General features: G+C 68.7%; 11 protein-coding genes. 2 read left to right on the top strand and 9 right to left on the bottom strand.

Annotated elements, in window-relative coordinates:
* Positions 1-60: 60 nt before the first annotated feature.
* From AzCIB_RS21400 to AzCIB_RS21370, 7 genes are all read right to left on the bottom strand, one after another.
* Positions 61-1,857, bottom strand: coding sequence for an ABC transporter transmembrane domain-containing protein (locus AzCIB_RS21400; protein ID WP_050417752.1), 1,797 nt, complete (start codon positions 1,855-1,857; stop codon positions 61-63).
* Positions 1,858-1,952: 95 nt separating this feature from the next.
* A complete protein-coding gene (locus tag AzCIB_RS21395; protein WP_050417751.1) occupies positions 1,953-5,855 on the bottom strand; it encodes a DUF3683 domain-containing protein in 3,903 nt (1,300 codons plus the stop codon).
* Between the two features lie 146 nt (positions 5,856-6,001).
* Complete coding sequence (locus AzCIB_RS21390) at positions 6,002-6,361, bottom strand: RidA family protein (protein ID WP_050417750.1); 360 nt, start codon at positions 6,359-6,361, stop codon at positions 6,002-6,004.
* A 16-nt stretch (positions 6,362-6,377) separates the two neighbouring features.
* Positions 6,378-6,797 carry a YqaA family protein gene (locus tag AzCIB_RS21385; protein ID WP_050417749.1) on the bottom strand — a complete coding sequence of 140 codons (420 nt, stop codon included), beginning with the start codon at positions 6,795-6,797 and terminating at the stop codon, positions 6,378-6,380.
* A gap of 82 nt (positions 6,798-6,879) precedes the next feature.
* Positions 6,880-7,731, bottom strand: a complete 852-nt coding sequence (locus AzCIB_RS21380; RefSeq protein WP_050417748.1) for an FHA domain-containing protein — start codon at positions 7,729-7,731, stop codon at positions 6,880-6,882.
* A gap of 126 nt (positions 7,732-7,857) precedes the next feature.
* A complete protein-coding gene (ttcA, locus tag AzCIB_RS21375) occupies positions 7,858-8,808 on the bottom strand; it encodes a tRNA 2-thiocytidine(32) synthetase TtcA (RefSeq protein WP_050417747.1) in 951 nt (316 codons plus the stop codon).
* A gap of 53 nt (positions 8,809-8,861) precedes the next feature.
* A complete protein-coding gene (locus AzCIB_RS21370; protein ID WP_198149577.1) occupies positions 8,862-9,608 on the bottom strand; it encodes a pteridine reductase in 747 nt (248 codons plus the stop codon).
* A gap of 109 nt (positions 9,609-9,717) precedes the next feature.
* Here AzCIB_RS21370 and AzCIB_RS21365 point away from each other — a divergent pair, with 109 nt between their 5' ends.
* On the top strand, positions 9,718-10,878 hold the full coding sequence (locus AzCIB_RS21365; protein WP_050417746.1) for a class I SAM-dependent methyltransferase: 1,161 nt from the start codon (positions 9,718-9,720) through the stop codon (positions 10,876-10,878).
* Between the two features lie 104 nt (positions 10,879-10,982).
* Here the strand turns inward: AzCIB_RS21365 and AzCIB_RS21360 are convergent, their stop codons facing one another.
* Complete coding sequence (locus AzCIB_RS21360) at positions 10,983-11,192, bottom strand: hypothetical protein (protein ID WP_050417745.1); 210 nt, start codon at positions 11,190-11,192, stop codon at positions 10,983-10,985.
* A 219-nt stretch (positions 11,193-11,411) separates the two neighbouring features.
* Positions 11,412-12,218, bottom strand: coding sequence for an alpha/beta hydrolase (locus AzCIB_RS21355; RefSeq protein ID WP_050417744.1), 807 nt, complete (start codon positions 12,216-12,218; stop codon positions 11,412-11,414).
* A 238-nt stretch (positions 12,219-12,456) separates the two neighbouring features.
* Here AzCIB_RS21355 and AzCIB_RS21350 point away from each other — a divergent pair, with 238 nt between their 5' ends.
* Positions 12,457-12,651 (top strand): DUF2905 domain-containing protein, encoded by a 195-nt coding sequence (locus AzCIB_RS21350; protein ID WP_050418499.1) that lies wholly within the window; start codon positions 12,457-12,459, stop codon positions 12,649-12,651.
* The last annotated feature ends 38 nt before the right edge of the window (positions 12,652-12,689 follow it).

Raw genomic sequence — 12,689 nt, 5'->3', positions numbered from 1 at the left:
GAAACGGTCGGCACGCCGCCTGCGGCGTAATCAGCCCAGTGTGGCGTTGCCGGCCGCGGCTCAGACGCCGAGCTGCAGCGCCGCCAGTCGCGCGTAAAGCCCGCCCTGGCGGCGGAGGTCTGCCGGCGTACCGGTTTCGACGATGCGCCCCTGGTCCAGCACGACGATGCGGTCGACCTTCTGCACCGTCGCCAGGCGATGGGCGATGATGAGCGTGGTGCGGCCCTGCATCGCGCTGTCGAGGCCTTTCTGCACGAGGATTTCCGATTCGGCGTCGAGGGCGCTGGTGGCTTCGTCGAGCAGCAACAGCGGGGCGCCTTTCAGGATTGCGCGCGCGATGGCGATGCGCTGGCGCTGGCCGCCGGACAGGCGGGTGCCGCGTTCGCCGAGGAAGCTGCGGTAGCCTTCGGGCAGCTGTTCGACGAATTCGTCCACGCGCGCGGCCCGCGCGGCGGCGATGACCTCGGCGTCGCTCGCCGCGGGGCGGCCGTAGCGGATGTTGTCGAGCGCGGTCGCGGAGAAGATCACCGGGTCCTGCGGCACGATCGCGATGTGGCGGCGAAGGCCGTGCAGGCTGAGTTCGCGGATGTCCTGGCCGTTGAGGCGGATGTGGCCGTCGCTGCCGTCGTAGTAGCGCAGCAGCACCTGGAACAGGCTGGTCTTGCCGGCGCCCGAGGGGCCGACGAGCGCGACGCTTTCGCCGTGCGCGACCTCGAGGCAGATGTCGTCCAGCGCACGCAGCTGCGGTCGGGCCGGGTAGCGCAGGGTGAGGTGCTCGAAGCGCAGCGCCGCCTGTGTCGGTTGGTGCGGCGTCCGCGGGTGGGCGGCTTCGGGGACGGCCGTGTCGGCATGGAGGAGCTCGAGAAGCCGGCCGGCGGCACCCGTGGCGCGCATGATGTCGCCCCAGACCTCGGCCATCGTGCCGACGCCGCCGGCCACGAGCATGGCATAGAGGACGAAGGAGGCGAGCTGGCCCTCGGTCATGTCGCCCGCGCGCACCTGCTGCGCGCCGACCCACAGCACGAACACGATGCTTCCCATCACCGCCGTGATGATCAGCGCGGTCAGGGCGGCGCGCACGCGCGTGCGCCGGACGGCGGTGGCGAAGGCGGTGTCGGCCGCGCCTGCGAAGCGCCCCGCCTCGTAGCGCTCCTGCGTGTAGGCCTGCACCGTGGGCATCGCGTTGAGGATCTCGCCCGCCAGCGCCGAGGCGTCGGCGATGCGGTCCTGCGATTCGCGCGAGAGCCGCTTGACCTTGCGCCCGATGACGGCGATCGGCAGGGCCAGCAGGGCCAGCAGGCCGAGATTCAGCGAGAAGAGGTGGAGGCTGGTGATGGCCAGCATGACCATCCCGCCGACGAACTGGAACAGGCTGCGCAGCCCCATCGACACGGAACTGCCGACCACGGTCTGGATCAGCGTCGTGTCACCGGACAGGCGCGACAGCACTTCGCCGGTCTGCAGGGTCTCGAAGAACTGGGGCGACTGCGCCAGCACGCGCGCATAGACCGCGGAGCGCAGGTCGGCCGTGGCACGCTCGCCGATCCACGTCACCGTGTAGTAGCGCGCCGACACGACGAGCGCCCACGCGCTGGCAAGGCCGAACAGGGCGAGGAAATGGGCATCGAGGTCCGCTCCGCCGAACAGGCCTTCGGCGAGCGGTGGGGCACGCCGGAAGCCGAAGTCGATCAGGTCGCGGAAGGCCAGCGGCATCAGCAGCATGATCGCCGAGCCGAGGCACAGCAGCACGAACGCGAGCGTCAGGCGCGCGCGATACGGGCGCAGGAAGGGCCACAGCCCGGTCAGGGTGGTGACGTTGCGGGACGCGGGGGCGAGCGCTGCGCCGTTGGGGTCCATCGCCGAAGATCGGTCATGCAGGCTTGCGTCGCGCGCCGGGCGAGGCGCCGCGGGAATGCTCCCGCGGCGGGACGCCGGGCCGTCTCGCGTGCCGCTTACAGCAGCACCCGCTCGATGCCGCCGCTGTTGGCGCGCTGCACGTACTCCGGCATCCAGTTCTCGCCGAGCACGTGCCGGGCGATCTCGATGACGATGTAGTCGGCATCCACGCCGCCCGCGTCGTTCGCATAGCGGCTCAAACCCTGCAGGCAGGACGGGCACGAGGTCAGGATCTTGACCGGGTCGTGGCCGCCGTCGCGCAGCGCCGCGGCGCCGATCTCGATCTCCTGCTGCTTGCGGAAGCGCACCTGGGTCGAAATGTCCGGGCGCGCGGCCGCCAGCGTGCCCGATTCGCCGCAGCAGCGGTCGCTCAGGTCGACGCGCGTGCCCATCAGCTCGTTCGCGACCTTGATGCCCGAATGCACCTTCATCGGCGTGTGGCAGGGCTCGTGGTACATGTACTTGGTGCCGCTGAGGCCTTCGAGCTTCACGCCCTTCTCCATCAGGTACTCGTGGATGTCGAGCAGGCGGCAGCCGGGGAAGATCTTGTCGAACTGGTACTTCAGCAGCTGGTCCATGCAGGTGCCGCAGGACACGATCACGGTCTTGATGTCGAGGTAGTTCAGCGTGTTGGCGACGCGGTGGAACAGCACGCGGTTGTCGGTCGTGATCTGCTGGCCCTTGTCGTCCTCGCCGGCCGAGGTCTGCGGGTACCCGCAGCACAGGTAGCCGGGCGGCAGCACCGTGGTCGCGCCGACCTGGTACAGCATCGCCTGGGTGGCGAGGCCGACCTGGCTGAACAGCCGCTCCGAGCCGCAGCCGGGGAAGTAGAACACCGCCTCCGACTCGTCGCGCTTGAGCTGCGGGTTGCGGATCACCGGGATGACCTTGTCGTCCTCGATGTCGAGCAGCGCGCGGCTGGTGCGCTTGGGCAGGTTGCCGGGCATCGGCTTGTTGATGAAGTGGATCACCTGTGCCTTGAGCGGCGGCTTGCCGAGGGTCGCGGGCGGCTGCTTCACCTGGGACTGGATCAGGCCCAGCGACTTGCCGATGCGGTGGCCGAGGCGCTGCACCTTGTAGCCCCACTGGAGCATGCCGGTGCGGATCAGCTTGATCGTCGCCGGATCCTTCGCGGTGAGGAAGGCCATCGCCGCGGCCTTGCCGGGGTTGAAGCTCTTCTTGCCCTGCTTGCGCAGCAGGTTGCGCATCTTGATCGACACGTCGCCGAAGTCGATATCCACCGGGCAGGGCTTCTCGCACTTGTGGCACACCGTGCAGTGGTCGGCGACGTCCTCGAACTCCGCCCAGTGCGCGAGCGACACGCCGCGGCGCGTCTGCTCCTCGTACAGGAAGGCCTCGATCAGCAGCGAGGTGCTGAGGATCTTGTTGCGCGGGCTGTAGAGCAGGTTCGCGCGCGGCACGTGCGTCGAGCACACCGGCTTGCACTTGCCGCAGCGCAGGCAGTCCTTGATGTCGTGCGCGATGTCGCCGATCTCGGTCTGCTCCATGATCAGCGATTCGTGGCCCATCAGGTTGAAGCTGGGCGTGTAGGCGTTGTCGAGGTTGCCGGTGAGCGTGCCGGCGCCGCGCATCAGCTTGCCGCGGTTGAAGCGGCCTTCGGGGTCGACCTTCTGCTTGTAGGCCCAGAAGTTTGCCATCTCCTCGTCGGTGAGGTAGTCGAGCTTGGTGATGCCGATGCCGTGCTCGCCCGAGATCACGCCGTCGAGCGAGCGTGCCAGCGCCATGATGCGGTCGACCGCGCGGTTGGCGCTCTGCAGCATCTCATAGTGGTCGGAGTTCACCGGGATGTTGGTGTGCACGTTGCCGTCGCCGGCATGCATGTGCAGCGCGACGAAAACGCGGCCGCGCAGCACTTCCTTGTGCACTTCCTCGATGCGCGCGAGTACGGCACGGAACACCACGCCGTCGAAGATCTTGTCGAGGCGCGGCTTGATCTCGGTTTTCCACGAGGTGCGCACCGAGTAGTCCTGCAGACGGTGGAAGAGCCTCGGGCTCGCCGCGCGGTTCGTCAGCTCGCCGGCATGCACGCCGTACTCGCCAAAGGCGGCCTCGGCCTGCGCGAGCGGTAGGTCGAGATTGTCGAGCAGCCACTGCCAGCGCCGGCGCACGCTGGCGACGTAGTCGAGCGCGGCCTGGCGGCGGTCGCCGATCAGCTCGTCGCTGGAGAGGTTCGCGTCGCCCTGGTCGAGCGGCAGCTCGCCCTGCAGGAGTTCGGTGAGCGCGTCGCACAGCTCCAGCTTGTTGTGCGTGGACAGCTCGATGTTGATGCGCTCGATGCCGTCGCAGTAGTCGCCCATGCGCGGCAGCGGGATCACGACGTCCTCGTTCACCTTGAACGCGTTGGTGTGGCGCGAGATCGCCGCGGTGCGCGAGCGGTCTAGCCAGAAGCGCTTCCTCTGCTCGGGGCTGACGGCGATGAAGCCTTCGGCGCCACGCACGTTGCACATGCGCACGACCTCCGAGGCCGCGGCCATCACGGCGGCCTCGTCGTGGCCGACGATGTCGCCGATCAGCACCATCTTCGGCCGGCCGTGGCGCTTCGCCTTGGTCGTGTAGCCGACGGCCTTCACGTAGCGCTCGTCGAGGTGCTCGAGGCCCGCGAGCTGCACGCCCAGGCGGTGGCCTTCGGCGCCGGGCTTGAACCAGTCGGTGATCTCGACGATCGCCGGCACGGCCTCGCGCACCTGGCCGAAGAATTCGAGACAGACCGTGCGCGTCACCGGCGGCATCTTGTGCAGCACCCAGCGCGCGGCGACGATCAGGCCGTCCGTGCCTTCCTTCTGCACGCCCGGTACGCCGCCGAGGAACTTGTCGGTGACGTCCTTGCCGAGGCCGGCCTTGCGGCACGAGGCGCCCGGCAGCGTCAGGGTCTCCTCGCCGAGCAGCGCGTAGTTCGCGGCATCGAAGCGGCGCAGGCGGAAGCGCACGGTTTCCTGCTCGTGGATCTTGCCGAAATTGTGGTCGAGACGCTCGACCTCCAGCCAGTTGCCGTCCGGCGTGACCATCTTCCACCACGCCAGGTTGTCGAGCGCGGTGCCCCACAGCACGGCCTTCTTGCCGCCAGCGTTCATCGCGATGTTGCCGCCGATGCACGAGGCGCTGGCCGAGGTCGGGTCGACGGCGAACACGCGGCCGGCCGCGGCGGCCGATTCCGCCACGCGCTCGGTGACGACGCCCGCGCCGGTGCGGATCGTCATGTAGGGCTGGGCGGGATTGCCGCTGCGGTCGGGCAGCAGCATTTCCTCGACCTTGCCGAGGTCGATCAGCTTTTCAGTGTTGATGACCACCGAGCGCGCATCCAGCGGCACGGCGCCGCCGGTGTAGCCGGTGCCGCCGCCGCGCGGAATGATCGTGAGCCCGAGCTCGATACAGCTCTTCACGAGCGGGGCCATCTCCTCTTCGGTATCGGGATACAGGACCACGAAGGGGTACTCGACGCGCCAGTCGGTCGCATCGGTGACGTGAGAGACGCGCGCGTGTCCATCGAAGCAGATGTTGTCGCGCCGGGTGTGGCGGACGAGCGCCTTGAGCGTCTGCCTGCGCAGCGCGCCGGTGTCGTGGAAGAAAGCGGCGAAGCGATCCACCGCACCGTGCGCCGCAGTGACGAGGCGTGCCACGTTGTCGCTGCGGTCCGCGTCCGCGGATGCGCTTTCCTCGCGGCGCTTCTCGACCTCGGTGAGGCGGTGGCGCAGCGCCTCGATCAGCGCCTTGCGCCGTTCCGGGTTGCCCAGCAGGTCGTCCTGCAGGTAGGGGTTGCGCTGCACGACCCAGATGTCGCCGAGCACCTCATACAGCATGCGCGCCGAGCGTCCGGTGACGCGCTCTTCGCGCAGCGCATTGAGCGTCTGCCACGCGTCGGCGCCGAGCAGGCGGATGACGATCTCGCGGTCGGAGAACGAGGTGTAGTTATAGGGAATCTCGCGCAGGCGTTGGGTCATGAGATGTTCCGGTACCGGACGGCAGTGAACCGCAAATTGTAACTTACTGCAGTGCAATAGACGCGCGCTTTAAGTCCTTGAGGCGCGTAGGGTCTTGATTTTTCTGCAGGTTGAGACTGTTGTCGGACAGCTGCGGGGGCGAAAGTTCAGTCGGCGCGCGCGCTGGCAGCGACGACCGCGATCTCCACGCGCCAGCCCGGGCGGGCGAGCCCCGCGACCTGCACGCAGGCGCGCGACGGGGCCGTGCCGGGGGGCAGCCAGGCGTCCCACACCGCGTTCATGGCATCGTAGTCGGCCATGTCGATGAGGTAGATCGTCGCCGACAGCAGGCGTTCGCGGCTGCTTCCGGCGCGGGCCAGCAGCGTGTCGAGGCTCGCGAGGATCTCGCCGGTCTGTGTCGCGGCGTCGGCGTCGTCGGTGGCGGGGACCTCGACGATCCACGCGGTGCCGTTGTGGATGACGATGTCGGAATAGCGGGCGGTGGTGCCCAGGCGCTGAATGTTCATGGGGGCAGGAAGGCGATCAGGTGACGGAAAAGGCGATGAGCGCGTAGCGTAGCAGCTTGCCCACGCCCATCCACAGCAGGCAGGGCAGCCACGGCAGGCGCAGCCAGCCGGCGGCGGCGCACAGCGCGTCGCCGACGACGGGCGCCCAGGAGAGCAGCAGCACTGGTGCGCCATGCCGGCGCACCCAGTCGAGGCGGGTGGTGTCGGCGCGCCGGGGCAGCAGGCGCGCAAGGCCCCAGGTGCTCATGCCGCCCAGTGTGTTGCCGAGCGTCGCGAGCGTCAGGGCGGGCACGAGCTGTTCCGGGCGCAGGCTCAGCACGCCGGCGAGCACCAGCTCCGAGCCGCCCGGCAGCAGCGTCGCGGAGAGGAAGCTCGACACGAAGAGGGCGACCAGCCCGGCGTCGGGGCCGGGGTCGAGCAGCGACAGGACGCTCATCCGCGATGCCGCTCCCACACCTCCGTTCCCGCGAGACCGCATCCCGTCCCGTCGGGCGTTACATCCATTTCGGCGTGGCGCATCAGACGATGTCGATGAACACCAGCTCGCGCTCGACCTCGTTCGCCGAGAAGCCGCAGCCGATGCGCCCGCTGCCCGCGAGCACGAGTTCGGCGCCCTTGATACAGCTCTCGTTGCCGCTGTCGTCGGCGAGGAAGGTGCCGTTGGTGCTCTGGTCGATCAGCACGAAACCCTCGCGGCGGCGTTCGATACGGGCATGCTGGCGCGACGCGCGCGGGTCCGCGATCACGACGTCGTTGCCGAGTTCGCGTCCGAGAAGCACGACCGGGCGCGTTTCATCCACGAACAGGGTGTTCTGGCCGTGGCGGATGCGCACACGCTGCTCGATCCGTCGGTCGACCGGAACCGAGGCGGCGGTGGCGGGCTGGCGCGCCACCGCGAAGGCGGTCCAGCCCAGGCCGGCGAGGGCGGGGTTGTGCGAGGGCGAGGCGGCGACGAACTGCCGCCCGGTGGGCGAAAGTTGCATGACGACGGCCTCGCTTGCGAGCGCGTGCCCAGGCTTGGCCGTTTCCGCCAGACGCGTGGCGCCGAGTTCGGCTTCGTCGGCACCGGCGCCGCAGTGCAGGCCGACGCAGATCGTCATGCGCAGGCCGCGCAGCGGGGGCAGGCTCTGCACGCGGTCGAACATCTCGCAAGCGGAGAGCACGGCCTCGTCGCCGCGCGGAAATGTCGCGCAGACGCGGGCCGCGCCGCGCCGCTGCGCCGTACCGCCGTTGGCTTCGATCGCGAGGTCGATGCGGTGCATGCAGCGCTCCAGCGCGCGCCGTGCCTCGGCAGCGTCGAGGGCGTCGGCGATACGGTCGGCTCCGGGTATTTCGGCGACGAGGACGCAGACGTTGTTCGGCTGGGTCATGACCGGGGTTCCGTTGCAGTTGCGGGCCGGCCGGGGGGTGCTGCCGGGCGATGCTGAAGGGGAAATCGCGGAATCTGGAAATGATCGTCAAATGGCGCCGGCGACGCAAGCCACCGGCATGAACGCTCAGTCCTCGTCCGTGAATTCACTCACGATGGGAATGACACGGCTCTGCGACGGCAGTTCGGGGCGGTCGAAGGCGATGTCGCCCTCGGCGACCGGCGTGTCGCGCGTGAGATTGGGGAAATCGAACAGCGCACTGTCCGCGAGGTGCGAGGGCACGACCTGGCTCATCGCCGTCGCGATCGACTCGATGCGCCCCGGGAACTCGCGCGCCCAGCCCTGCAGCATGGTCTTGATCTGCTTCCTCTGCGCGTTTTCCTGGGAGCCGCACAGATTGCACGGGATGATGGGGAAGTCCATCGTGCGCGCGAAGCGGGCGATCTCGGCCTCGGTGCAGTAGGCCAGCGGGCGGATCACGACGTGCTCGCCGTTGTCGCTGACGAGCTTGGGCGGCATGGATTTCAGCTTGCCGCCGAAGAACATGTTGAGGAACAGCGTCTCGATCATGTCGTCGCGGTGGTGCCCGAGCGCGATGCGCGTCGCGCCGATCTCCTTGGCAACGCGGTAGATGATGCCGCGACGCAGGCGCGAACACAGCGAGCAGGTGGTCTTGCCCTCGGGGATCTTGTCCCTGACGATCGAGTAGGTGTCCTCGGTGACGATGCGGTACTCGATGCCGATCGACTCGAAGTAGGCCGGCAGCACGTCGGCGGGAAAGCCCGGCTGCTTCTGGTCCAGGTTCATCGCGACGATGCGGAAATTCACCGGTGCGCGCTCGCGCAGCGCCATCAGGCAGGACAGCAGCGTGTAGGAGTCCTTGCCGCCCGACACGCACACCAGCACGGTGTCGCCTTCGCCGATCATGTTGAAGTCGCCGATCGCCTTGCCGACGCCGCGCTCGAGCTTCTTCTTCAGGCGCAGGAAGGTGTTGGAGAAACGGCTGTCGTCCGCAGCGGCGGAGTTGGCGTGCGGGGGCGGGGGTGCTGCCTCGGCGGCAGCGGCGGGGGCGTTCACGGCGGGAGTCCTGCAAGAAAAACGAGCGGAATTATACCTTTCGGCGCAGTGGATCAGAGATGCGCGCTGCGCCCACCGTCGACGGCGAGGATCTGACCGGTGACGTAGGTCGCGTCGAACACCAGGAAGCGCACGGTGCGGGCGATGTCTGCGGGGCTGCCGGCGCGGCCGAGCAGCGTGTGACGCACGATCGCGTCCTGCTCCGCGGGGGCGATCTGGCCGTTCTCGGGCCAGTCCACGGCGCCCGGCGACACGCCGTTCACGCGCACCTCCGGGGCAAGCTCCACCGCAAGCGCCTTCGTCAGGCCCAGCAGCCCGGCCTTGGCGGCGCAGTACAGCGGGTAGTGGCGCAGGGGGCGCTCGGCGTGGATGTCGACGATATTCACGATCGCGCCGCGTGCCTTGCGCAGCGCCGGGGCGAGGGCCTGCGACAGGAATAGCGGCCCCTTCAGGTTGGAGCCGATCAGGTCGCTCCACGCGGTGGCATCTATCGTGCCGAGCGGCGTCGGGAAGAAGCTCGACGCGTTGTTCACCAGCGCGTCGAGGCGGCCGTGGCGCGTCAGCACCGCGTCGGCCAGCGCCTCGGGGGCGCCGTCGTCCCTGAGGTCGGCATGCGCCGTCCAGGCCGATCCGGGGCGTACACGGTTCAGTGCGTCGGCGAGCGCGTCGGCGTCGCCGGCCGAACTGCGGTAATGCAGCACGACGTTTGCGCCCGCGGCGTGCAGCGTGCGCGCGATTTCGGCGCCGACGCGCCGCGCGGCGCCGGTGATGAGGATGACGGGAGTGTCCTGCATGTCCATCGTTGGGGTGGTCCGTGATTCATTCTTGTATGCGTGATCGTCCGTGGCCGCGCGCGGGGCCGGCCGTGCGGCGGGGGTTAGAATACGCGTTTTCCGCTGCCCGTCGCCCATGTCCCTGCCCGCACCCTCCGCCGACGCCCTCGAACAGAGTACGCGCCTGCTCCGCACGATCACTTCTGCCATCGCCGAAGCCGGCGGATGGATCCCGTTCTCGCGCTACATGGAGCTCGCGCTGTACGCGCCGGGTCTCGGGTATTACAGCGGCGGAGCGCGAAAGTTCGGTCCCGGCGGCGACTTCATCACCTCGCCGGAGCTCACGCCGCTGTTCGGCCAGGCGCTCGCGGCGCAGGTCGAGCAGGTGATGCGCGCGTCCGCGCCCCATGTGATCGAGGTCGGTGCCGGCACGGGGCTGCTGGCCGCGGACCTGCTGCTCGAACTCGAGCGCCGCGGCTGTGCGCCGGAAAGCTACGGCATTCTCGAGGTCTCGGGGGAGCTGCGCGAGCGCCAGTTCGACACGCTGGCGGCGAAGGTGCCGCATCTGGCGGCGCGCGTGAAGTGGCTCGATACGCTGCCCGAGCGCTTCGCCGGCGCCGTCGTCGCGAACGAGGTGCTCGATGTGATGCCGGTGCATGTGGTCGCCACGCGCGGCGATGCGCTTTTCGAGCGCGGCGTCGCGGTCGACGAGGAGGGCATCCTGCGCTGGGCCGATTCGCCCGCCGCCGGCGCGGTCGCCGAAGCAGCGGCCGCGCTCGAGCTGCCGCGCTCGGACAGCGCCGAGTACGTCACCGAGATCAACCTCGCGGCGCGCGCGTGGATCGGCGAGTGGGCCGCGCGGCTGGAATGCGGTGCGCTGCTGCTGATCGACTACGGCTATCCGCGCGCCGAGTACTACCTGCCTTCGCGTTCGAGCGGGACGCTGCTGTGCTACTACCGCCACAACGCGCATCCTGACCCCTTTCTGTGGCCGGGGCTCAACGACATCACCGCCTTCGTCGATTTCACCGCGGTTGCGGAAGCGTCGTTCGACGCCGGGCTGGACGTGATGGGCTACACGAACCAAGCGGCCTTCCTGTTCAACTGCGGGGTGCTGGAATGTCTCGCGCGGCGCGGGCCGGAGGAGAGCGCGGACTACATCCGCGCGGCGCGCGCGGTGCAGCGCCTGACGACGCCGCAGGAGATGGGGGAGCTGTTCAAGGTGCTCGCGGTGGGACGCGGCATCGGCGAGCCGCTGCTGGGCTTCATGCGCGGCGATCGCCTGCACGCGCTGTAGCGGCACACAGTGCACCGCCCGCGCTCCCCGGCGCGGGTGTCAGGCGCGCGTCATTGCGCGCGGACCGGCGGTGCGGCGCGGCCTCGCGCGCACACCCGGGTCGTTCATTCCTGGTAGCGGTACACCGCTTCGAGGAAATGCTCGACGTCGATCGGCGGCTTCTGCGCGTCGTGCGCGGCGTGCTCGACTTCCTGCAGCCCGGCCGCGACTTCCGGCTGCGGCGGCAGCCAGTTCGCGTTGAGCACCTCGTCGCCGTACTCTTCCGTCGGCTCCCCGATGGCCTTGCCCGTCGTCATGTCCATGATCGTCACCATTTTGGCCTCCGCTGCGTGCTCGGGTGATCCGGCTACCTGGGTGAACTATCGGCAGCCGCGTCCGATTCCTGAAGCCCTTGCTCCGTATGTGCGGACCTGCGCTTTGTTTTCAACTCCGGCACGGCGCGGAATCACGTTCCGTGGCGGGGCTGTCGGGGGTGCCTCCTCGCACCCTCGCTTCCATCATGAATGGGAATGATGACGATTTCCAGTGGGCGATCAAACAATTTGTGTCGGAAGCCACGCCGCGATGTGGTCGGCCACCGGGCGCCAGTCGCGTTCCAGCATTACGCCGTGTCCCAGGCCGGGAAAGATGTGCGCGGGCTCGCCATAGATCGCGGCGGTCATGGACACCTGCGCGGGCGGGATGAGGTGGTCGTGCTCCGCGCCCAGGATCAGCATCGGCGGGCGGTGCATGCGTCCCGGCTGCGGGAGGTTGAACAGCGTCATGTCCCAGATCGCGCGATGCGATTCCGGCTGGCACTGGCGGTAGTAGCGCATCAGCGCGTCGTCGTCGACGGGCTGGTGGAAGAGGGCTTCGCGCAGGCCCTCCGGCTCGGGATGTCCGCCGTTGAGCATGCTGTTGAGGTCGTTGACCAGGCTGGGCTTGTTGAACATCAGCCCGATCGCCGAACCCATGAGCCCCTGCGGCGGCACCGAGCACAGCAGCACCGCGGCGGGTGCGCCGGCGCGTTCGAGGTACTTCTGCACGACCATGCCGCCCATCGAGTGGCCGATCAGCACCGGCGTCGCGGGCAGGCGGGAGACGACCTCGGCGACGTCGCGCACGTAGTCGTCGATCGACAGCGTGTCGAGCACCGCGCGCCGCCGGCTGCCGCCGTGCCCTGACAGCGACACGGCGTAGCAGGTGTAGCCGGCGTCGGCGAAATAGGGCAGGAAGTGCTCGGCCCAGCACCATGCGCCGGTGTAGGCGCCGTGGATGAAGAGCAGGGGCGTCGCGAACGCCGGCTTGCCCGACGGGCTGCAGGCGAGGACTTCGAGGTCGCCGAAACGGTTGGTGTTCATGTGCGGAGTTCCGGTGCGACGGGAGTCGCTGGGGGTATCGTGGGAGAAGTGAAGTCGTTCATTCCTGGCGTCATCTTGTGGAGGGCTGGCCCGGCCCGGCTGCGCGTGCAATATGAAGGCTGCTCGGACTCCTTGTTCCTCCCCCTTCAAGGGGAGGGAGCGACCGTGCAGTCCTCAACCTGACATCACGTAATTGCTTGGCGGGTTGATAATGTTCGTTTATTTGCCGGAGCAGGGCGTGTTGAAGTGGCTCGTCGTGATCGTGCTGATGGTACTGGTTATCGGCCTGTTCCGCCCGGGGCTGACCCGGCTGCGCTTCGGTCACCTGCCCGGAGACCTGCATTTTCGCCTCTTCGGCCGCGCCTTTCATCTGCCGTTTACCAGCACCATCCTTCTGTCGCTGGCGGCATGGGCAATCCTGCGGGCGCTGTGAGCGGGGCCGGCGACAAATGATGTGCCGCGGTGCGCGAA

The sequence above is a fragment of the Azoarcus sp. CIB genome (assembly GCF_001190925.1).
Lineage (GTDB): Bacteria > Pseudomonadota > Gammaproteobacteria > Burkholderiales > Rhodocyclaceae > Aromatoleum.
Note: the sequence above shows the minus strand (reverse complement) of the source record. Positions and strands in the feature narration are given on the sequence as shown.

What these genes read in the sequence shown, in the direction of transcription:
- AzCIB_RS21365 (WP_050417746.1), top strand. Translation starts at nt 9,718, where the DNA reads ATGTCCCTGCCCGCACCCTCCGCCGACGCCCTCGAACAGAGTACGCGC.
- AzCIB_RS21400 (WP_050417752.1), bottom strand. Translation starts at nt 1,857, where the DNA reads ATGGACCCCAACGGCGCAGCGCTCGCCCCCGCGTCCCGCAACGTCACC.
- AzCIB_RS21360 (WP_050417745.1), bottom strand. Translation starts at nt 11,192, where the DNA reads ATGGTGACGATCATGGACATGACGACGGGCAAGGCCATCGGGGAGCCG.
- AzCIB_RS21395 (WP_050417751.1), bottom strand. Translation starts at nt 5,855, where the DNA reads ATGACCCAACGCCTGCGCGAGATTCCCTATAACTACACCTCGTTCTCC.
- AzCIB_RS21355 (WP_050417744.1), bottom strand. Translation starts at nt 12,218, where the DNA reads ATGAACACCAACCGTTTCGGCGACCTCGAAGTCCTCGCCTGCAGCCCG.
- AzCIB_RS21390 (WP_050417750.1), bottom strand. Translation starts at nt 6,361, where the DNA reads ATGAACATTCAGCGCCTGGGCACCACCGCCCGCTATTCCGACATCGTC.
- AzCIB_RS21380 (WP_050417748.1), bottom strand. Translation starts at nt 7,731, where the DNA reads ATGACCCAGCCGAACAACGTCTGCGTCCTCGTCGCCGAAATACCCGGA.
- AzCIB_RS21370 (WP_198149577.1), bottom strand. Translation starts at nt 9,608, where the DNA reads ATGGACATGCAGGACACTCCCGTCATCCTCATCACCGGCGCCGCGCGG.
- AzCIB_RS21385 (WP_050417749.1), bottom strand. Translation starts at nt 6,797, where the DNA reads ATGAGCGTCCTGTCGCTGCTCGACCCCGGCCCCGACGCCGGGCTGGTC.